This is a genomic window from Nocardioides taihuensis (genome assembly GCF_042657275.1).
GTDB classification, from domain to species: domain Bacteria; phylum Actinomycetota; class Actinomycetes; order Propionibacteriales; family Nocardioidaceae; genus Nocardioides; species Nocardioides taihuensis.
Genome location: NZ_JBHSKD010000009.1, coordinates 205106 through 225369, shown reverse-complemented (window position 1 = coordinate 225369; position 20264 = coordinate 205106). Strand labels below are relative to the sequence as shown.

Annotated in this window: 15 protein-coding genes and 1 tRNA gene; 12 read left to right on the top strand and 4 right to left on the bottom strand. The window is 72.7% G+C overall.

The genetic code is table 11. The annotated features are described in order from the left end of the window. Window positions 1-263: 263 nt before the first annotated feature. Window positions 264-1244 carry a hypothetical protein gene (locus ACFPGP_RS10575; protein WP_378589880.1) on the top strand — a complete coding sequence of 327 codons (981 nt, stop codon included), beginning with the start codon at window positions 264-266 and terminating at the stop codon, window positions 1242-1244. Here ACFPGP_RS10575 and ACFPGP_RS10570 read toward each other — a convergent pair. After that, the gene (locus tag ACFPGP_RS10570; protein WP_378589878.1) at window positions 1213-4977 is read right to left on the bottom strand and encodes an adenylate/guanylate cyclase domain-containing protein; all 3765 of its coding nucleotides are present in this window, start codon (window positions 4975-4977) and stop codon (window positions 1213-1215) included. The two genes, ACFPGP_RS10575 and ACFPGP_RS10570, sit on opposite strands and share 32 nt — an antisense overlap. A 118-nt stretch (window positions 4978-5095) precedes the next feature. Here ACFPGP_RS10570 and ACFPGP_RS23885 point away from each other — a divergent pair, with 118 nt between their 5' ends. The 3 genes from ACFPGP_RS23885 to ACFPGP_RS10560 all read left to right on the top strand — a co-directional run bounded on the left by ACFPGP_RS23885 (window position 5096) and on the right by ACFPGP_RS10560 (window position 6970). Then, on the top strand, window positions 5096-6097 hold the full coding sequence (locus ACFPGP_RS23885) for a hypothetical protein (protein WP_465263259.1): 1002 nt from the start codon (window positions 5096-5098) through the stop codon (window positions 6095-6097). 61 nt (window positions 6098-6158) lie between these two features. Then, window positions 6159-6232, top strand: a tRNA-Pro gene (locus ACFPGP_RS10565). Between the two features lie 261 nt (window positions 6233-6493). Further along, window positions 6494-6970, top strand: coding sequence for a CoA-binding protein (locus tag ACFPGP_RS10560; RefSeq protein ID WP_378589876.1), 477 nt, complete (start codon window positions 6494-6496; stop codon window positions 6968-6970). Window positions 6971-7036: 66 nt separating this feature from the next. Here the strand turns inward: ACFPGP_RS10560 and ACFPGP_RS10555 are convergent, their stop codons facing one another. Beyond that, entirely contained in the window at window positions 7037-7426 is a 390-nt protein-coding gene (locus tag ACFPGP_RS10555; RefSeq protein ID WP_378589874.1) for an SHOCT domain-containing protein, read from the bottom strand. A 195-nt stretch (window positions 7427-7621) separates the two neighbouring features. Between ACFPGP_RS10555 and ACFPGP_RS10550 the strand changes: the two genes are divergently transcribed. Further along, a complete protein-coding gene (locus ACFPGP_RS10550; RefSeq protein WP_378589873.1) occupies window positions 7622-8416 on the top strand; it encodes a potassium channel family protein in 795 nt (264 codons plus the stop codon). A 105-nt stretch (window positions 8417-8521) separates the two neighbouring features. Here ACFPGP_RS10550 and ACFPGP_RS10545 read toward each other — a convergent pair whose 3' ends face one another. Together ACFPGP_RS10545 and ACFPGP_RS10540 are read right to left on the bottom strand one after the other, a co-directional pair. Further along, window positions 8522-9274: a GNAT family N-acetyltransferase gene (locus tag ACFPGP_RS10545; protein ID WP_378589872.1), complete on the bottom strand. Its 753-nt coding sequence runs from the start codon at window positions 9272-9274 to the stop codon at window positions 8522-8524. Between the two features lie 82 nt (window positions 9275-9356). Then, a complete protein-coding gene (locus ACFPGP_RS10540; protein ID WP_378589871.1) occupies window positions 9357-10238 on the bottom strand; it encodes a sugar nucleotide-binding protein in 882 nt (293 codons plus the stop codon). 201 nt (window positions 10239-10439) lie between these two features. Here ACFPGP_RS10540 and ACFPGP_RS10535 point away from each other — a divergent pair, with 201 nt between their 5' ends. The 7 genes from ACFPGP_RS10535 to ACFPGP_RS10505 all read left to right on the top strand — a co-directional run bounded on the left by ACFPGP_RS10535 (window position 10440) and on the right by ACFPGP_RS10505 (window position 20239). Then, window positions 10440-10850, top strand: coding sequence for a response regulator transcription factor (locus ACFPGP_RS10535; protein ID WP_378589870.1), 411 nt, complete (start codon window positions 10440-10442; stop codon window positions 10848-10850). A gap of 150 nt (window positions 10851-11000) precedes the next feature. Further along, window positions 11001-11417, top strand: a complete 417-nt coding sequence (locus ACFPGP_RS10530; RefSeq protein WP_378589868.1) for a hypothetical protein — start codon at window positions 11001-11003, stop codon at window positions 11415-11417. A gap of 158 nt (window positions 11418-11575) precedes the next feature. After that, window positions 11576-13420: a phosphoenolpyruvate carboxykinase (GTP) gene (locus tag ACFPGP_RS10525; RefSeq protein WP_378589866.1), complete on the top strand. Its 1845-nt coding sequence runs from the start codon at window positions 11576-11578 to the stop codon at window positions 13418-13420. A 159-nt stretch (window positions 13421-13579) separates the two neighbouring features. Next, window positions 13580-14194 (top strand): carboxymuconolactone decarboxylase family protein, encoded by a 615-nt coding sequence (locus ACFPGP_RS10520; RefSeq protein WP_378589864.1) that lies wholly within the window; start codon window positions 13580-13582, stop codon window positions 14192-14194. A 109-nt stretch (window positions 14195-14303) separates the two neighbouring features. Further along, on the top strand, window positions 14304-16073 hold the full coding sequence (locus ACFPGP_RS10515; protein WP_378589863.1) for an alkaline phosphatase family protein: 1770 nt from the start codon (window positions 14304-14306) through the stop codon (window positions 16071-16073). Between the two features lie 90 nt (window positions 16074-16163). After that, a complete protein-coding gene (locus tag ACFPGP_RS10510; RefSeq protein WP_378589861.1) occupies window positions 16164-17060 on the top strand; it encodes an aldo/keto reductase in 897 nt (298 codons plus the stop codon). A 269-nt stretch (window positions 17061-17329) separates the two neighbouring features. Beyond that, a complete protein-coding gene (locus ACFPGP_RS10505; RefSeq protein WP_378590125.1) occupies window positions 17330-20239 on the top strand; it encodes an arylsulfatase in 2910 nt (969 codons plus the stop codon). Window positions 20240-20264 lie beyond the last annotated feature (25 nt).

The following is a 20264-nucleotide window of genomic DNA, read 5'->3' as shown; positions in this document are numbered from 1 at the left end:
CGATGCCCCCCTCGCCACCCGCGGCACGCGCACCGCCCCGCCCACTGTCGGTGCCGTGGGCTGGACCGGCAACGTCGGTCCAGACCAGTTGCGGATCTCGCCGTCGTGGGCTCCCGGGGATGCGGTATTGACGCCACACCAGCCCCGGGAGAGGGTGGTCGGGTCACGTCTCGGGACGACCACACCACGGAGGACGCTCCATGCGCTCACTCCCGTCGTCCACCAGACGCGGGTCGACCCTCTTCGCAGCGGCTCTCTGTGCCGTGGCCAGCCTGCTCGTCGTCGGTTCCGACGACGCCCTGGCCGCCACGCCGAAGCCCGACCGGATCCAGGTCGACCTGATCACCGGCAGCCCGGCCCCCGGCGGTACGCCGACGGCCGCGGTGCCGACCACCCTCGTCGAGGCATCGACCCCGGGCGTCACGCCGGCGCCCGAGCAGGTCTTCACGGTCACCGTCAGCTTCTGGGCGGGCACCGAGCCGGCCGCGTTCACCAAGGACACCGCCCTCACCGTCACCAGCCCCCAGGGTGCCGTGGTGGTCCTCGCCGGCGTCGCGACGGCGGGAGCCACCTCGGCGCAGGTCAGGGCGACGATGACCACGCCGGTGAACCAGGTGCGGCTGACCGTGGACGACGTGGCGCGCGGCCAGGGTGCGAACGACGTCGCCGCTGGCACTGCCAGTGCCGCCCAGCGGTTCGACGTCGTCGAGGACCTCCGTTACGTGCCGAGCACACGCGGCACGGCCCTGACCGCCGGGATCGGCGGCGACGACGGGAAGTGCACCGCCCCGACCCGGGCCAACCCGGTGTGCGGGCGCGCCCAGCTGCCGCTGGGCGCGGTCAGCGACAACGTCCTGCTCTCGGTCGGCGCCTGCGACACGGTGTACGCCCGGTGCGGCAGCAGTGACGGATCGGTGGTGCAGCTGCTGGCCGACCTCGACGAGGAGGTCAGCACCCCGGCCGGCACGGTGACGCAGGACCTCTACTCGAAGACCGCGCCCGCCGCCCTGGTGATGGCCTGCGACAAGGTCCTGTGCGGCCAGGGCTCCATCCAGAAGCAGACGCTCAACTACTCGCTGGCGGGCAACGACGCCCTGCAACCGGTGCCGCCGTGCCCGGCGAAGAACACCATCGGTGCGACGCAGGAGGTGTGCGTCGACTACGTGCAGAGCAAGCGCGACAACGCCAGCGACACGTACCTCTACTTCCTCTTCACCCGCGACGGACGCGTGAGCGTCGGCTGAGCACCACACCCATCGGCTCGAGCACGGCCGCAGCCTGCGCGGAGGCCTCCGTCACGGCCGCAGTTCCCGGGTCGGCCGCGGCGTGCACGTCCGCCAGCGTCGCGAGCAGCAGCCCCTCCTCGTAGCGGTCGCCCCCGACGCGGGCGCCGTCGAGCCCGCTCCCCACGAGGGCACGGGCTTCGTCGTACCTCGTCCCGGCCAGCGCCACGACCGCCCGCAGCCGCAGCGCCGTCGGGGTGGTCGGGTCGGCGCCGGCCAGCAGCCCGGCTGCCTCCTCGACCAGCCCGGCGGCCAGCAGCGTCTCGGCGAGCGCGAGGTCGGTGGCGGCCACCTCGTCGTCCTCGCCGAGGTCCGCGAAGGCGGCGCGGGCCTCCCGGAGCACCCGCCGCGCCACGTCGACACCCTCCTCGACCGCTGCGACCCGACCGAGCTCGCGCAGGGTCAGGGCCACCAGCTCGTCGTCCTCGACGGCCCGTGCATCGCGCAGCACCTCGCCCAGCAGCGGTCCTGCCTCCGCCTCGCGACCCTGGCGGACCAGGAGCTCGGCCCGGTTGAACTGGGCGTTGCTCTCGTTGGCGGCGTCACCGATGCGCCGGAAGGCGTCGACCGCCCACGCGTAGTCGGCCAGCGCCTCGTCCCAGCGGCCCTGGTCGAACGCCTGGAGGCCGAGGTTGTTGTGGCAGTGGGCCTGCCGGGGCAGGTTCCCCAGCTCGGTGTAGGCGGCGAGCGCCAGCCGACCGTAGGGAACCGGCTCCGGCCGGCCGGACCCCACGTGGACCGCGTTGAGCATCTCGTGGGCCTGCGCCAGCGCGTCGCGGTCGCCGGACGCCTCCGCCTCGTCCGCCGCGCGCCCGGCCCACGTCAGCGCCTCGTCGACGCGTCCCTGGTTGAACAGGCTGAACGCGTAGCGGCGGCAGAGCAGCGAGCGGGCGACGGCGGCCCGCGCGCCCGGCAGTCCGTCGAGCGCGTGGAGCCCGCGGCTGAGCCGCCGCATGGCCTGGCTCCAGCGCCGCCGCCGGTGGTCGATGCGGGCCTCCTTCTCCACGATGCCGGCGAGCAGCACCGGCTCGTCGTGCAGGTGACTGCGGGCACGGGCGAAGGCGGAGGTCGCCTCGTCCGCCCGTCCGAGCAGGAACAGGCTGTCGGCGAGCATCTCCAGCACCCGGGCCACCTCGCGGTCCCCGGCGTCGGAGTGCGGGGCGGCCGCCGCCGCCCGCTGCAGGAAGTCGACGGCGTCGCCGTAGGCGTACTTGGCCAGGGCGCGGTCGCCCGCGACGACGGAGTAGTGCCACGCCTTGTCGTGCCGACCTGCGTGGGCGAAGTGGAGCGAGAGCACCTCGGCGTCCTCGGGGTCGCTGACCTCCAGCGCCGTCCCGACCTGCTCGTGGAGCGCCCGGCGCCGGCGGTAGGGGAGACCCTCGTAGGCCACGTCGCGGAGGAGGGCGTTGCGGAAGCGGAGGTGGCCGTCGGGGCGCTGCTCGAGGAACGGGGCCAGGCGGGTCAGGGTGTCGCCCGCGAGGCGGTCACCGACCAGCCCCGCGAGGGTGCCGCGGTCGACGACGTTGCCGAGCACGGCCGCGGTACGGAGCACGGCGCGGTCCGCCGGCTCGAGCCGGTCGACCTGGCTGGCCACCAGCCGCTCGACCGACTCGGGCAGCACGGCGCCGGGCCCGGACCGTCGTACCTCCGCCGCCAGCGCGTCGAGGAACAGGGGGTTGCCGCCGCTGCGCCGGGCCAGCGCCTCGAGCGTGCGTGGCGGCAGGTGCAGGTCCTCCAGCGCCTGGTGCAGGTAGGCGAGCGAGGCCTCCTCCGGGAAGGGCGGCAGCCTCAGGGCGGTGACGTCGGTGCCCTCCGGCACGAAGCCCGCCGCCACGTCCTGGCGGCTGACCACCACCAGCCAGGGCGGGGGCTGCGGGTGGGCCACCAGGGCGCGCAGCAGCGAGGCAGAGGCGTCGTCGACGAGGTGGGCGTCCTCGAGCACCAGCACGGCTGTGGTCGGCAGACACTCCCGCAGGACGTCGACGACCACCGACTCGAGCCGGGCGGCGCGGAACTGGCCGTCGAGCTGCTCGACCTCCGCGGTGGGGGCGAGCGGCACGTCCAGCGGCAGCCCGAGCAGCGGCAGCCAGGGGGCCAGGCGTGGTGGACCGGAGGCAGCCAGCGCCGCCACTCTGTCGGCCACCTCGTCGGCACCGGAGGCTGGCTCGAGCCCGAGCGCCTCGCGCAGCAGCCGCCGGAAGGGGAAGTAGGGCGTCGACCCCTCGTACTCGTCGCCGTGCGCCCGCACCACCGGCAGGTCGTCGACCGAGGCGAGCAGCTCCGCGACGAGCCGCGACCGGCCCATGCCCGGGTCGGCGACGAGGTCGACCACGCGCCGCTCGCCGGCGCGGACGTCGGCCACCACGCCGCGCAGCAGCGACACCTCGGCGTCGCGACCGGTGAGGCGGACGTCGCGCCCGGTCCGGACGCGGCGGTGGCCTGGTGCCCCGACGACGACCGCCCGCACGGGAGCCGCCTTGCCCTTGAGGGTGAGGGGCGGGAGGTCGCGGGTGTCGAAGGCCGAGTCGGCGTGCTCCACGACGGCGGGGGTGGCCCAGGCCTCGCCGGGCGGGGCAGCCGAGGCGAGCCGGGCAGCGAGGTTCACGGCGTCGCCCTTGACCGAGTAGGTCCGCCGGAAGGACGGTCCGAAGTCGCCGGAGAAGACCCGGCCCCGGTTGACGCCGATCCGCACCTCGAGACGCCGAGGCTCGGCGAGCACGCGGTGTGCGACCCGGAGCATCCGCTCCTCGTCGTGCCCGCTGCTGCGGGGAGCGCCGGCCGTGAGCATGACCTTGAAGCCGTCGCGCGCGATGTCGGTCTCGAAGAACGTCACGGCCGTGTCCGCGCAGGCCTGCTGGACCGTGCGGACGAGCGCGTCGAGCTCGTCGGCCACGACCTGCGGGCCCTGGTGCTCGAGCAGCGCGTCGACGCCGGAGACCTGGAGGAAGGCGACGGTGATCAGCCGGTGCTCGGGCTCGCGCTGCTCCTGCAGGAGGTGCTCGCGGATCGGGCGGGGCAGCAGCGGGCTGGGGTCGAACGCCGCGGCGGGGGAGGGCTGCAGGTCGGCGAGCACCGGGGCGGAGCGGAGGGTGCGACCGTCGAGCAGGGGAGCCCCGAGCAACCGGGACGGCAGCAGGGCCGCGGTGGCCGCGCTCAGTCCGATCTGACCCGTGGCCGCCGCCGACTCGGTCCGCGCCACGACCGTGGCCGCCGGTCCGCAGACCAGGAGCTCACGGTGCAGCGCGGGGTCGCCGACGAGGAAGAGGTCGAGGTCGCCGCTGTGGATACCGACGGACATGCGCAGGGTGTGGGTCGACGCCCGGTCGCGAGCCGTCTGGCGCAGCGTGGCCCGCATCCGGTGTGCGCAGCGGGCCGCGCGCAGGGCGTGGTCGGGGCCGCGGAACAGGAGCAGCACCGCGTCGCCGCCCCACTTCACCAGGTCCGCGTCGTCGTCGCGGGCCGCGGTGAGCAGGCCGGCGAAGGTCGCGCTGAGCGCGTCGCTCATCTCCTCGGCGCCCACCTTCCCGCGCCTGGCCAGGCGCTCGGTGAGGCGGGTGAACCCGGAGATGTCGAGGAAGGCCAGGGACCCCGGCAGCCGCACGTGCCGCTCGTCGGTCCCGGTCGGCGGCCACGCCCCGAGCAGGCGGGGCACGAAGGGCGCGAGGACCGTCGTCGGGTCGGCTCCCCTGGTCATGTCCCTCGCCCGCCTCCCACGCGACTCGCTCGGACTCTAGCGACCGCCGGTGAACGGGACGGCGAGCCGCGCGCGCGTTTCCAGCTGATCGGCAGCCACGCGCCGCTAGCGTGGACGGGTGCGCCTGAAGCCCGCCCTGCTCGCCGTCCTGCTGCCCGCGCTCGCCGCCGGATCGGCCGTGGCGGCCGGTCCCGCTCCCGGACCTGCTGCGAGTGCGTCGGACCCGGCCGTGACGGCCAAGCCGATCGCCGGCACGCACTGCTCGGAGTTCCCCGCGGACAACTACTGGCACGCCGACGTGAGCGACCTGCCGCGCCACCCGCGCAGCCGCCAGTGGCTCTCACACATGCACCGCCGCGTGGACCTGCACCCCGACTTCGGCCCGTCGTACGGCGACGGCCCCAACTACGGCATCCCGATCACGGTCGTCGGCGGTGGGCACCGGAAGGTGAGGGTCCGCTTCGACTACGCGGACGAGAGCGACCGGGTGCGCTACCCGCTGGGTCGCGACACCCGGATCGAGGGCGGGCGCCGGTCGTCGGGCGACAAGCACGCGATCGTCGTCGACAGGTCGCGGTGCAAGCTCTACGAGACCTGGAACACCCGCGTGCGCGACGGCCGCTGGCGGGCGGGCTCCGGCGCGGTCTGGCGGCTGACCAGCAACGCGTTGCGCCCCGACGGCTGGACCTCGGCGGACGCCGCCGGCCTGCCGATCCTGCCCGGCCTGCTGCGCTGGAACGAGGTGCGCGACCGCAAGGTCGACCATGCGATCCGCTTCACCACCGACGTGACCTCGCGCCACCACGTCTGGCCGGCCCGGCACGACGCCGGCTCGCGCAACAGCCTGAAGTACCCGCCGATGGGCGCCCGCTTCCGGCTCAAGGCCTCGTGGCAGCCACCGTCGTCGTTCGGCGGCGCTGCCCGCGAGGTGGTGCGCGCGATGAAGACGTACGGCCTGGTCCTCGCCGACAACGGCAGCCCGTGGTACTTCCAGGGCGAGCAGAACCGCCGCTGGCCCTCGCGCGTGATCGAGCAGCTCAAGCAGGTACCGGCCCGGCAGTTCGTCGCCGTCGACACCCGGGGCCTCAAGGTCTCCGACGACAGCGGCCAGGTCGGCTGACCCGATTCCGCAGCACCCGGCGCGCTGTTGTAGTGTTCACGCGGCTCCTGCGGGGGCCGTTCGGGCTGTGGCGCAGCTTGGTAGCGCACTTGACTGGGGGTCAAGGGGTCGCAGGTTCAAATCCTGTCAGCCCGACCGAAGAAGTCGCAGGTCAGAGGCCACTTCCACGGGGAGGTGGCCTCTTCTGCTCGGCCCGGGTCTGTCGATGCCGGTCGTGCTTCGGCTCTGGGGCGGAAGGTCGTTGGTCCCAAGGGGCACGGCCGTTGGCCCCTGCCCGCTGCCCCGGGCGACCGGCACGCTGGGACGTGGGCTCCGTGGGCCCGCGGAACACACTGCCGCCGGTGACGGATCCTCGGCGGTCTGCGGGCCGCGTCCGGAGCCCTGAGGGGAGGAACCATGCCCACCACCAAGGCAGCAGCAGCCGAGTTCCTGGCGCACGGGCGCATCGCGGTCACCGGCGTCTCGCGTGAAGCCGGCAACCACGGCAGCAACGTGGTCTACCAGCGGCTGCGGGAGCGAGGGTACGACGTGTTCGCCGTCAACCCGAACGCCGACACCGTCGAGGGCGACGCCTGCTACCACGACCTGAAGTCGGTCCCGGGTGGCGTCGACGCCGTCGTGATCGGCACGAGGCCGTCACGTGCGGAGGACACCATGCGTGAGTGCGCCGAGCTCGGCATCAAGCACGTGTGGATGCACCGCGCCTTCGGGGGCGGCAGCGTGTCCGACGCGGCGACCGAGTACGGACGCTCCCACGGCATCACGGTCATCGACGGTGGATGCCCGTTGATGTTCGGCGCCACGTCCGACCCCGGCCACAAGTTCATGCGCGCCGTGTGCACGCTGACCGGCAAGGTGCCCCGGAAGGTCTGATCACCGTCGACGCCGAAGACCCGGCGACCGTGAGGTTCGCCGGGTCTCCTGCTGTCGAGGGGTGCGTCAGGCGAGTGCCTTGGCCTTCAGCGCGTCGAACTCCTCCTGGGTGATGGCGCCGGAGTCGAGCAGCGACTTCGCCGAGGAGATCTGGTCGGCGGCCGTGCTGCCGGCAGGGGCGGCGACCGACTTGATGTACTCAGCCTGGGCGGCCTGCATCTCCTTGGCCTGCTCGAGCTGGCGCTCCTGCATGCCGCCTCCGCGCGCGATCAGGTAGATCAGGATGCCGAGCCACGGGATGAGGATCACGAACAGCAGCCACAGCGTCTTGCCGCCGCCGCCCATGTCCTTGCTGCGGAAGATGTCGCCGATGACCCAGAACAGGCACATGAACCAGGCGAAGAAGAGGAAGAACTCGAACAGGGCGAGCAGGAACGAGCCGTTGTCGTCGAACATGTGAAGTCTTCTTCCGTTCCGTTGGAGCGAGTCAGGCTCGATGTGCTCCCGACCGCGGTGGTTGCTCTGTCGTCGTCACCGTAGGGAGGCGCGCGTGCGCGCAAACCACCCGTGACGGATGACTTCGGCGTGCCGGTACGGCGGCCGCGCGGCGCGTCGGCATACTGACGCCCATCCGCCCGAGGGAGACCCAGGATGTCCGCGAGCAAGTCCTCAGCTCCGGAGCTCGGCAACACCGGTTACGAGCTCTTCATCGGCGCGCTGTCGGTGCTGTCACTGGTGAACATCCTTCTGTTGCTGGTCATCCGGGACGCCTCCCTGTCCACCGTCATCTACGCGCTGGACGCCCTGCTCAGCGTGATCTTCCTCGCCGACTTCGCGGCCCGGATGAAGCGCGCCCCGTCGCGCACCGGGTACTTCTTCCGCGGGTTCGGGTGGGCCGACCTGCTGGCCAGCCTGCCCTTCCCCCAGCTCAAGGTCCTCCGGCTCTTCCGCCTGCTGCGGGTGATCCGGCTGCTGCGCGCGGCCGGCGGTCCGTCGATCCTGCGCAGCGTCCTGCGCGACCGCGCGGGCAGCGCGCTGCTGACCCTGCTGTTCGTCGGCATCCTGGTCCTCGAGTTCGGCAGCCTGGCCATCCTCAAGGCCGAGATGGGCGCGCCGGGGGCCAACATCGAGACAGCGGGCGACGCGATCTGGTACACCGTAGTGACGATCTCGACGGTCGGCTACGGCGACCAGTACCCCGTGACCCTGCTCGGCCGCCAGATCGGGACGCTGATCATCGTCGTCGGCGTGGGCATCTTCGGCACGCTCACCGGCTTCCTGGCCAACTTCTTCCTCGAGCCGCGGCGCGAGCGGTCGGCCGGCTCGTCCGACGCGGAGCAGGACGCCGTCGCGCTCCAGCTCCAGCAGGCCAAGGAGCTCCTCGAGCAGCAGCGCGTCGCCATCGCCGCCCTCGAGCGGGCGATCGCCGAGGGCCGCGCCGGCTGAGCCGGCTGATCCCGGCGCCTCACCCCGAGCCGCGCAGTGGTCCAGGCAACTGAGGTGAACGCCGGGCCGGCGGCTCGTGGCAGGAGTGCGGGGCGAGGCAGTTCGCTACGGCGCGGTCAGGTCGACGTAGACGTCGAAGCCCGGGACCTCGACGAAGCCGAGGCGCCGGTAGACCCGGACCGCCTCGTCGGTGTCGGGGTGCAGGTGGGCGAGGCGGTGCGTCCCGGCCTGCTCCACGAGGTGAGCCGAGAGGGCGGTGCCGATGCCGCGTCGCCGGAAGGCGGGGTCGACGCCGATGCCGGCGACGTACACCGCGGGACCGGCGAGGCCGTCGGTGCTGACGGCGTAGCCGGTGCCGGCGGGGGCCCCCTCCCACGACGCGAGCGCCACGGTGACGTCGCCACCCGCCAGCAGGGCCTCCAGCCACCGCCGCTGGGCCTCGCCCGCGTCGCCGAAGGCCGCGACGTCGAGGCGGACCACGGTGTCGAGGTCGTCGGGACCGGCGGCCGCGACCACGATCCGGTCGTCGGGCGCCGGCCGCACGAGGTCCTCGCTCCGCAGCGCCATCAGCCGCTTGTGGAAGAGCAGGCGACCCCAGGGCCAGTCGGCGCCGGCCGGGACCCGGGCGCCCCACGGCACGCCGAGCTCGTCGTACCAGCGCGCCACCGCCGTGACGTCGACGGCGGCGGGGTCGGTGACGTCGACGTTGTTGTACTGGGGCAACGGCAGGCCGCTGGCCATCAGCAGCGCTCCGGGCACCTGCGCCACCCGGCCCCCGCCCCGTGCGGCATGGAGCCGCCCCAGCGCCTGCCACGCGTCACCGTGGGCGAGCCGGGCAGTGGCGTCGGTCGGGTCCACGTCGCCTCCTGTCCGTCACGGGAGCCCGCTGACGATACCGACCTCGCCGGTACGCCAGCGCGCACGGGCCGGGTCGGCCACCTCACGCACCGGTGGCCGCCTGCGCCGTGTACGAGCCGTCCCGCAGGTCGCTGACCAGGCCGGGCCGGTGCGGTGCCCACCCGAGCTCGGCCGCGCGGCGGGAGACCAGGTGCTGACCGGTGGCGAGCGCCCCGGCGAAGTCGGTGCCGAGCGTGGCCGCGGCCTCGTCCAGCGGCCACGGCCGGGCCACGCCGGTGCCACCGACCGCGAGGTCGGCGGCCTGGGCCACCTCGTGCAGTGGCACGGCCTCCTCGGCCACCGCGTGCAGGACGTCCCCGGCGCGGGCACCGGCCACGGCGAGGACCGCCAGGTCGGCCAGGTCGTCCACGTGCACGGACGCCCAGGTCGGCACCTCGCCGCCGGCCGCCACGTAGCGTCCGTGCCCGCTCTCCGCGGCCCAGGCCGTCATCAGCGCCGGGATGCCGGCGCCGGCTCCGTGCACGATGCCGGGGCGGATGACGACGCCGCGTCCGCGGCTCTCCAGGACCAGCTCCTCGACCTCCTCGCGGCCCTTCACGATCGCGATCGGCCGCGCCGGGGCCTGCTCGTCGAGCGGCGTGGACGAGGGGCCGAGCACCCAGGCGCCGCTGACGTAGACGAACGCCGCGTCCTCGCGCAGCCGGCCGAGCAGGTGGGCGACGGCGTCGGCGTCCGCCGACCAGTCGCCGAGCGGTGCGCCGGCGTGCACGACGGCGTCGACGTCGGCCGTGACCACGCCGTGCAGGCTGGTGGGGTCGCCCAGGTCGACGGCGTGCACGGGTCCCCGGTCGGTGTCGGGGACGGCCTCGCGGGCGGTGCGGACCACGTGGTGCCCGGCGCTGTCGAGCGCGGCGCTGATGGCCGAGCCCAGGTAGCCGGTGCCACCGATGACGACGATCTCCATGACTCTCCTCTGCCCCCGAGGGGCGGTCGGCACGGCGCTGGCCGTGCATGGGACGGGGGTCGGACCGGGGTCAGGTCGCGCCCTGTCGTCGACCTGTCCGACTTCTGTCCACGGTGTCGCGCTCCCGGGCCGCTCACCACGGACGCCGGCGTGTGTGCGGGCGGTGTACGGGTAGCGGCGGGGGGAGCGCTAGACCGCCCCGTGGCGGTGACGGGGGACGGCGACGTCGTCGAGCACTGGCAGGACGCGGTCCGGGGGTTCCACGAGGCGGGGCTCGCCCACGACGAGGCACAGTCGCGACTCCGGCTCGCAGCGGCCCTGCGTGGCGCCGGCGACGACGCGGCGGCGCAGGAGCGCGAGCAGGTGGCGGCCGCCGTGCTGGCCCGGCTGCGCGGCCCCCGGGCCCAGCGCACCGACGGCGAGAGGCTCACCGGACGTCAGGGGGAGGTGCTCCGGCTCGTCGCCCGGGGGCTGAGCAACGCCGAGATCGCCGCGGAGCTCCAGGTGAGCGAGCACACCGTGCACCGCCACCTCGCCAACACGTACACCTCCCTCGACCTGGGCTCGCGCGCCGCTGCCGCGGCGTACGCCGTGAGCCACGGGCTGGCCTGACCCGGCCGCGCTGCGGGTGACCTTCGTCCCCCGCGGCGGGGACCGTGCGACCCTGCCCGCCGGCACCTGACCACGGGAGTCTCGCGGGTGGGTCCCGTCGCGCGACGGGGTCCGGTACCCGTGCTGCACCCGAGGACAGGGAGTCCCGCCATGCGAAGCGACAAGTGGAAGAGGTCCGCAGGGCCCGCGGTCGTGCTGCTCCTGCTGAGCGCCGTGCTCGCGGGGTGCGGCGGCAGCGACACGCCTGCGGTGTGCTCGTCGGTCGACGACCTCAAGTCCGACATCGCCGCCGTCAAGGACATCGACCTGTCCGCCGACGGGGTGAGCCAGCTACAGACGGCGCTCGAGACGGTGAAGACGGACCTCGAGCAGGTGCAGGCGGACGCCTCGGCGGAGTTCTCGGACGAGGTGGACGCGGTGACGACCGACCTGTCCACGGTCGAGTCTGACTTCGCTGCGGCGAAGGAGACGCCGAACGCGACGACGCTGGGTGCTCTCGGCACCTCGGTCCAGGCCCTGCTCACCGACGTGACCACCCTCGTCGACGACGTCGAGGGCACCTGCTGAGGCCGCAGCCCGGGCGGCAGGCCCCGTCGGCAAGGCGCCATACGTCCCGTCGGGTTAGGGACTTGTGGCCCCGTCGGGGCGCAGATCGCCTGCGATAGCCTGCCCGCGGGTCAGCAGGTACGCACTCGCTGGCCATCGGGCGAGGAGCGGAGGAACTGATGCCGGACGTCGACGTGGTGCTGGACCAGGCAGGTCTCACCAACGAATCAGTACGTGAGTTCGTGCGCCGCTGGGCCGGTATCACCGGCGCCGAGCGGGTCGAGGTGGTCAACACCTCCGACGACGCGCGGCTGGCGCAGGAGGCCCTCGACGCCGGAGAGCTGTTGCCGGTGGGCGACGGCTGCTACTACTCGCGCAGCTACTTCAAGGACACGGCGCGCTCCGAGGAGCGCACCATCGTCGCGACCAGTGACCCCTCCGACAAGGGTGTCTACAACAACTGGCGTCCGTCGTCCGAGATGAAGCCGATGCTCGAGGAGCGGATGCGCGGCGCCTCGGCCGGCAAGACGATGTACGTGATCCCCTACCTGATGGCGCCTCCCGGCTCCCCGCTGGAGAAGTTCGCCGCGGGCGTCGAGCTGACCGACAGCCGCACCGTGGTCATGCACATGATCCGGATGGCCCGCGTCAACGTCAGCTACGTCAACGACCTCGCCGACCAGGACTCGTTCGTCCGCGCGGTGCACGTCACCGGCGACCTGCCCAACCTCGGCCAGGGCACGCCCGACGACCAGCGCTACTTCGTGACGGTGGCCGACGAGCGGACCATCCTGCACTTCGGCTCGTCGTACGGCGGCAACGCGCTGCTGGGCAAGATCGCCCACGGGCTGCGCCAGGGCTGCTACGACGGCTGGAAGAACGGCTTCCTCGTCGAGCAGTTCATGCTGCTCGGTATCACCGACCGTGAGACCGGCCGCAAGTACAACGTCTGCGGCGGCTTCCCGAGCGCCTCGGGCAAGACCAACCTCGCGATGACGCTCGCGCCCGACGCCCTCGGCGACCGCTACGTTGTGGAGTTCTACGGAGACGACATCGCCTGGCTCTGGGTCGGCGACGACGGCCGGATCTACGGCATGAACCCCGAGAACGGCGTGTTCGGCGTCGCCAAGGACACCAACGAGAAGACCAACCCCACCGCCCTCGACTCGATCCGCGACGGCAGCGGCACGATCTTCACCAACGTGGCCTACAACGACAAGACGCACGAGGTCTGGTGGGAGGGGCGCACCAAGACCCCGCCGGCCGACCTCGACGGCTGGATCGACTGGAAGGGCAACCGGATCGCGGAGCGCGGGCCGGACCAGGCCTCCGACCCGTGGGCCCACCCCAACAGCCGCTTCACCACCAACCTCGCCAACGTGCCCAACGTGGCGAAGGACTACGAGGACCCGCAGGGCGTCCCGATCGACGCGATCATCTTCGGCGGCCGCACCAGCGACCGTGAGCCGCTGGTCCGTGCGATCACCGACGTCCCCGAGGGCGTGTACGACGGGCTGACGCTCGGTGCCGAGGCGACGTTCGCCGCCGACGGTCTCGACGGCCAGCTGCGCTACGACCCGATGTCGATGCGGCCCTTCATGTCCTACCCCGAGGGCGACTACGCTCAGCACTGGCTCGACATCATCGGCGCCGCGACGACCAAGCCGATCTTCGCGCACGTCAACTGGTTCCAGCGCGACCCGGAGGACGGCCACTTCCTGTGGCCGGGCTACCGCGACAACCTCCGTGCCCTGCTCTGGCTCGTCGCCCTCAACGAGGGCCAGGTCAAGGGCCGCGAGACGCCGGTCGGCGTCGTCCCGGTCAAGGAGGAGCTGAAGCTCGAGGGGCTCGAGATCGTGCCCGAGGACCTCGACACGCTGCTCTCGATCGACGTCGACCGCTGGCGCCAGGAGCTCGACAACCGCGAGGTGCACCTCAAGCAGTTCGACCGCCTCCCCGAGGCGATCTGGGTGGCGCACCGCCGGGTGGCCGAGGCGCTCGAGGCCGCCGACTCCGAGGAGTAGCGGCCGACCGGTCAGGCGATCCCCGCCGAGCGGCACCGTCCCCAGGGGCGGTGCCGCTCGACTGCGTCCGGGCCGTGCCGCGGAAATGGGGCGTGACTCCCGATGTCCGCGGGCGGGCACGGCACGAGGGTGGTGGCACTGACCGTCGAGGAGACCACCATGTCCACCAGCACGACCACCACCGCCAACCGCGCGGGCTTCCTCGTGGAGCCCGAGCCGACCGGGCCGGTCGCCCAGTTGTACGACCAGGAGCAGGAGCGGCAGGGCTACGTCGCGAACCTGACCCGGGTCTGGGCCCAGAGCCCCGAGGCGCTCGCGGTCCTGTCCCACGCGCTGTCCCTCGCCACGACACTCGCCGGGCTCGGTGAGGCGGAGCGGGCGTTGCTCACCACGGCGACCGCCTCGACGATGGGTGACGCCTACTGCTCGCTGGCGTGGGGCGCCAACCTGGCGAGAGCGGTGGGGGACGACGTCGCCGCAGGGCTGATCCGGGGGGACGACAGCCGCCTCGGCGAGCGCGGACTGGCCCTCGCCCACTGGGCGCGACAGGTCGTGGGCGATCCCAACGGCACGACCGGGGCCGACGTGGAGGAGCTGCGGCGCCTGGGCTATACCGACCAGCAGGTCTTCGGCCTCACCTTCTTCGTCGCGCTGCGCCAGGCGTTCTCCACCGTGAACGACGCCCTGGGCGCCGCTCCGGACGCGGAGCTGGCGGACCGCGTGCCGCCCGCCGTCCGCCGGGCCGTCGGCTTCGGCCGGCCGTCACCCACGTGAGGTACGACGTGAGTTGCGTCACACGCAACCGTTGACACGACGCGCAACGCAGGAGCAGGGTCGCGACCGTTGGGGGGCTCGGGACCGCACTGCCGTCGAAGGAGAGCTCATGTACCGACGCCGCGCCCTGGCCGCACTGACCGCCGCCGCAGCCCTGACCGCCACCGCCCTCGTCGCGGCGGCACCCACCACCGAGGCGGCCGGCCCGCCACCGGCGCCGGCCGACCCGGCCGACCGCGTCGTGATCGTGCTCTTCGACCAGATGCTGCCGCAGTACGCGGACCAGTTCGACATGCCGAACTTCCGCAAGCTGCGGGGGAGCGGCACCAACTTCAAGAACGCCTACCTCGGCTACATGGCGTCGGAGACCGTGATGGCGCACAACGTCATCACCTCCGGCCTGGAGCCGCGGCACATGGGGTGGACCGACGAGGCCTACCGTGACCACGCCAACGTGTTCGGCAAGGGCGTCGACGCCATGCACATCACCGGCGACCTGAGCCTCGCCGACTTCGTGGCGATCGAGAAGAACGAGGGCATCGACTACCCCAAGCTCGCCGACTACCTCCACGAGGCGCGGCCGGACACGGAGTTCATCACCGTCGGCCAGAAGCCCTACGCCGTGACGACCGCGACCGGCGCGAGCGGCGACATCGGTGTGTACATGTCCGGCCGGAAGTCGGCCTACAACGCGACGACGAACCCGACCGGCTGCCGCAACCTGCCCCTCCCCGGCACCACGACCTACGGGCAGTACCGGCAGCCCGACGGCAAGAACGTGCCGGACTACCTGTTGGCGGTCGACGAGGACGATCCCAGCTTGTGCGGCCGCTTCTACATCAGCTCCTCGTCCGGCACCGACTACGGCACCAAGGCCGCGTTCCCGTCCTGGTTGTACCCGACCGACGGCAACCGCTACGTCGCCGGCACCGACCCCGACCACCTGGGCGGGGACACCTGGGTCGCCGACGCCGCCATCGCGATGATGGAGAACGAGGACTGGTCGGGCATGTTCATCACGATGGGCGCGATCGACAAGAACGGTCACATGTGGGGCGCCCAGGCCGACAACGGTCCGCAGGACTGCTCCACGGTGGAGGGCATGACCCACGTGGAGTGCGCCGCCGAGAACGCCGACGTCCAGCTCGGCAAGATCCTCGACGCGGTCAAGGCGAAGGACGCCGAGGACGGCGGGCACACGCTGGTCGTGCTCACCGCCGACCACGGCGCGACGTACGGCGAGCACTTCTACGGCAAGCGGACCTCGGGCGCCGGCAACAGCAACTGGTACTACGCCCCGCCGGACCTCGGGGTCTGGGACGCCGGCAGCAGCGCGGTCGCCCCGGACTACTCGACGTACTCCAGCCCGTCCCCGGCGATCGCCGACCTGAACGCCGACGGGAACGTGCAGTTCTCCTACCAGTCCACGGCGATCGAGGCCTGGCTGCTCGACCGCTCGCCGCAGGCCATGAAGGAGAAGGCCGACCAGATGCTCGACATGCCGGGCGTGACCGCGTCCTACTTCAAGAACGCGGCCGGTGACGGCTTCGTGCTGCGGGGCACCAACGCCATGACGAACTCCGAGAAGCAGTGGTGGAGGGCCCACGGCCAGGAGATCGTCGACACCATGGCCGCCGACGACGGTCCCGACGTGATCGGGCTGCTCCACGACCGGACGAGCTACGGCGTGTACGGCGACCACGGCGGCGCCCAGGAGTCGGTGCAGCGCGTGCCGATGGTCTTCTGGGGAGCGGGCGTGGACAAGCTGAAGACGGGCGACTCGTTCCGCACGCCCGACGTGATGCCGACCATCCTCGCGGCCATGGGCATCAGCCAGACCGCGGCGACGGACGGCGTCGCCCACCCGCTGGCCAACTGACGCCGGACGCCTGACCAGCAAGCTCCCGGGTCCGCCCGTCGTGGCGGGCCCGGGCGTTTCCGGCGCCCCCCGACGGGGCACTGTGCCGGGGTGAGGACACGAGAGATCGGCAACGGAAGGGTCGGCCGCACCGAGGTGGGTGCGATCGGGCTCGGCCTGATGACCTTCGACCAGACCGGGACGCAGCCACGTGAGCAGCTGCTCGACACCGTGCGCGCGGCCCTCGACGCCGGCGTCACGCTCTTCGACACTGCCGACGCCTACGGTCCCGGTGACGAGCTCGGCGCCGCGGCCCAGGGCGAGAACGAGCGCCTCGTCGCCGGACTGCTCGACGAGCTGGGCGTACGCGACCGCGTGCTGCTGGCCACCAAGGGCGGCCACGTGCGCACCGAGGGCGGCGGCTGGGCCACCGACAGCACGCCCGAGCACCTGTGGGACGCCGTCGACGCCAGCCTCAAGCGCCTCGGCGTCGACCAGATCGCGCTGTGGCAGCACCACCGTCCCGACCCCGACGTGCCCTACGACGAGGTGATCGGCACGCTCGCCGACATCCACGAGTCGGGCAAGGTGCGGATGATCGGCCTCTCCAACGCCGACCGCGACCAGATCCGCGCGGCGCACGACGTGCTCGGCGACGCGCTGGTGAGCGTGCAGAACCAGTTCTCCCCGAAGTTCCGCAGCAGCCGGCCGGAGATCGACCTGTGCGCCGAGCTGGGCCTGGCGTTCCTGCCCTGGAGCCCGCTCGGCGGGTTGTCCGACGCCAAGGAGCTCGCGGAGCAGCACCCGGCGTTCGCGGCGGTGGCCGGGGAGCGGGGGATCAGCGCGCAGCAGGTCGCGCTGGCGTGGTCGCTGGCTCAGTCGCCAGTGGTCGTCCCGATCCCCGGCGCGAAGCGACCGGAGTCGGTGCGCGACTCCGCCGCGGCGGCCGACCTCGAGCTGACCTTCGAGGAGCTGCTCCGCCTCGACGCCGACGAGCACGACGCCTGAACCCCACGCCACCGGACCAGACCACCTGGTGCGCCAGCACCAGACCGGTTCGGGCGGGTCCGACCCCCGGCTGCCGAGCCCGGGGCATCCACATCACGCCGACAACACCGGCGCCAGACCTCTGTGGCTGGGGCCCTGGAGCCGGTTCCCCGGTGATCTCCCGCCCTGCGCTTCGGCACGCGAGTCACCCGCCCCGGGGGATGACGCCGCTGCCGGGCCCGGTGAGGCTCGACGCGGGGTCACCCCGACGAGGAAGAGGCGTGGAGACGATGGCAGACGGAACGACCTTGGTGCTCGTGGCGGCCTACCAGGACGACGAGCTGGCGCAGCAGGAGTTCGACGGGCTGGTCGGGAAGATCCGCGCCGGGGAGGTCCGGGCCGAGGGCGCCGTCCTCGTCAGCAAGGACGACCTCGGCGAGGTCCACCTGACCGACACCGGCGACCGCCTCGGGCGCAAGGGCGCCGGCTGGGGTGGCGGCGTGGGCCTCGTGGTCGGGCTCTTCAACCCGCCGCTGCTCGCCTCCGTGGCCGTCGGTGCTGCGGCCGGAGGCATCGTCGGGAAGTTCGCGGACCACAAGCTCAAGAGCGGGCTCGAGAGCAAGATCGGCGACGCCCTCAAGGCGGGCACCGCGCTGGTGATCACGGTGATCGAGTCGGCCTCGCGGCTGCCCGCGGAGGAGGCACTGCCCGGGTCGCCCGCGAAGTCGGTGGTCGAGCTCGACGCGGACGGCGTCCGTGACCTGACCGCCGGCCTCGCGCAGGCGATGGGCAAGTTCGCCCCCGACCGCAGCGTGCTCCCGATCCCCGACCGGACCTTCGGCGGCACCAGCGGACGCACGTTGAAGGACTCGGTGGCCGACTGGTCGATGATCCCCGGCCCGCAGGCGCCCGAGGGTGCACCGAACGTGCTGGTGATCCTCATCGACGACGCCGGCTACGGCGCACCCGACACCTTCGGCGGGCCGGTGCGCACGCCGAACCTGACCCGCGTGCAGCAGATGGGCGCGACGTACAACCGGTTCCACGTGACCGCCGTCTGCTCGCCGACCCGCGCCGCACTGCTCACCGGTCGCAACCAGCACCGGATCGGTTTCGGCTCGATCGCGGAGTACCCCGGACCCTTCCCGGGCTACACCGCCGCCAAGCCCCGCAGCTGCGCCGGACTGCCGCGGATCCTCAGCGAGAACGGCTACGTCACCGGCGGCTTCGGCAAGTGGCACCTCACGCCCGACAACGTGCAGGGTGCCGCGGGCCCCTTCGACCACTGGCCGACCGGCTGGGGGTTCGACCACTGGTGGGGCTTCCTGTCGGGAGCCGCGGGGCAGTACGACCCGATCGTGACCCTCGACAACTCGACGATCGGCGTGCCCGAGGGCAAGGACGGCGAGCAGTACTACTTCCCGGACGACATCACCGACAAGGCCGTCGAGTGGCTGCACGCCGTGCGCGCGCAGGACGCCCAGAAGCCCTGGATGATGTACTACTCGACCGGCTGTGCGCACGCCCCGCACCACGTGGCCAAGGAGTGGGCCGACAGGTACGCCGGGCAGTTCGACGACGGCTGGGACGCGCTGCGCGAGCGCACGCTGGCCCGGCAGAAGGAGCTCGGCATCGTCCCGCCGGACACCGAGCTCACCGCGCGCCCCGACCTGTTCCCGGCCTGGGACAGCCTCGACGAGACCGCCCGCAAGCTCTACGCGCGGCAGATGGAGGTCTACTGCGGCTTCCAGGAGAACGCCGACTGGAACGTCGGACGCCTGCTCGACTCGCTGGAGGAGATGGGCGACCTCGACAACACCCTGGTCTTCTACATCTGGGGCGACAACGGGGCCAGCATGGAGGGGACGACCACCGGCTCCTTCAACGAGCTCACGTTCCTCAACGGCCTGGTGCTCGACCCCGAGCACCAGATGGAGCTGATCGAGCAGTACGGCGGCATCGACGCGCTCGGCGGAGTGCACACGGCGCCGCACGTCGCGGCGGCGTGGGCGCACGCCAGCAACACCCCGTTCCAGTGGGGCAAGCAGAGCGCCAGCCACCTCGGGGGGACGCTCGACCCGATGGTCGTGGCCTGGCCCCGCCGGCTCGTGTCCGGCCAGCCGATGCGCTCCCAGTTCACGCACGTGATCGACCTGGCGCCGACCGTGCTGGAGGCGGCGGGCATCCCCGAGCCGGGCTCCGTCGACGGGATCGAGCAGGAGCCGATGGACGGCACCAGCTTCTTCTACACCTTCGACGACCCGACGGCGGCGGAGGAGCACACCACGCAGTACTTCGAGATGTTCGGCAGCCGGGCCATGTACTCCGACGGCTGGTGGGCCGCCTCGCGGCCCGACCGCATCCCGTGGGACTTCAGCCAGGAGACGATCGCGCAGTTCGGGCCCGACGCCGACTGGGACCCCGACCGGGACGTCGGGTGGGAGCTCTACCACCTGCCGAGCGACTTCTCGCAGGCCCACGACGTGGCTGCCGACCACCCGGGCAAGGTCAAGGAGCTCCAGGACCTCTGGTGGCAGGAGGCCGAGCGCAACCGGGTGCTGCCGCTCATGGGCGGGCTCTCGGTGATGTACGGGATCCTGCCGCCGCTCCCGACCCAGACCAGGTTCCGCTTCGCCGGCGACGTGCAGAACGTGCAGCGCGGCATGATCCCGCGGATCTACGGCCGCTCCTACGCGATCGAGGCCGAGCTGACGGTGCCCGAGGGCGGGGTCGAGGGCGTGCTGGTCGCGCACGCCGACTTCATCGGCGGGTTCGCCCTCTGGGTCGACCACGAGGGCCGGCTCACCCACACCTACTCCTTCCTCGGCGTGGAGACCTACCGGCACCAGGCCACCGGCCCGCTGCCGGCCGGCGACGTCACGGTGCGCATGTTGTTCGAGGCCGACGAGGTCAAGCCCGGGACGGGTGGCACGGTCACCCTCTTCGTCAACGACGAGCAGGTGGCCGAGGGGCCGATGCCGCACACGGTGCCGATCGCGTTCACCAGCTACTCGGGCATGGACATCGGGCGCGACAACGGGCTCGTCGTCGACCTCGAGTACGAGGACCGCGCGCCGTACGCCTTCACCGGCGACGTGCACTGGGTGACCTTCGACCTCGCCCCGACCTCGCACGAGGACGCGCAGGCCATCCACGCCCACCACGCCCGGGAGAACCTCGCCCACGGGGCCGCCGGCTGAGCCGGCCGCAGCGCCCGACGTTCGC

Bases quoted from the DNA above. Each gene is read 5' to 3' on its own strand.
- ACFPGP_RS10560 (WP_378589876.1), top strand. From the start codon at position 6,494: ATGCCCACCACCAAGGCAGCAGCAGCCGAGTTCCTGGCGCACGGGCGC.
- ACFPGP_RS10520 (WP_378589864.1), top strand. From the start codon at position 13,580: ATGTCCACCAGCACGACCACCACCGCCAACCGCGCGGGCTTCCTCGTG.
- ACFPGP_RS10570 (WP_378589878.1), bottom strand. From the start codon at position 4,977: ATGACCAGGGGAGCCGACCCGACGACGGTCCTCGCGCCCTTCGTGCCC.
- ACFPGP_RS10540 (WP_378589871.1), bottom strand. From the start codon at position 10,238: ATGGAGATCGTCGTCATCGGTGGCACCGGCTACCTGGGCTCGGCCATC.
- ACFPGP_RS10530 (WP_378589868.1), top strand. From the start codon at position 11,001: ATGCGAAGCGACAAGTGGAAGAGGTCCGCAGGGCCCGCGGTCGTGCTG.
- ACFPGP_RS10550 (WP_378589873.1), top strand. From the start codon at position 7,622: ATGTCCGCGAGCAAGTCCTCAGCTCCGGAGCTCGGCAACACCGGTTAC.
- ACFPGP_RS10555 (WP_378589874.1), bottom strand. From the start codon at position 7,426: ATGTTCGACGACAACGGCTCGTTCCTGCTCGCCCTGTTCGAGTTCTTC.
- ACFPGP_RS10515 (WP_378589863.1), top strand. From the start codon at position 14,304: ATGTACCGACGCCGCGCCCTGGCCGCACTGACCGCCGCCGCAGCCCTG.
- ACFPGP_RS10525 (WP_378589866.1), top strand. From the start codon at position 11,576: ATGCCGGACGTCGACGTGGTGCTGGACCAGGCAGGTCTCACCAACGAA.
- ACFPGP_RS10505 (WP_378590125.1), top strand. From the start codon at position 17,330: ATGGCAGACGGAACGACCTTGGTGCTCGTGGCGGCCTACCAGGACGAC.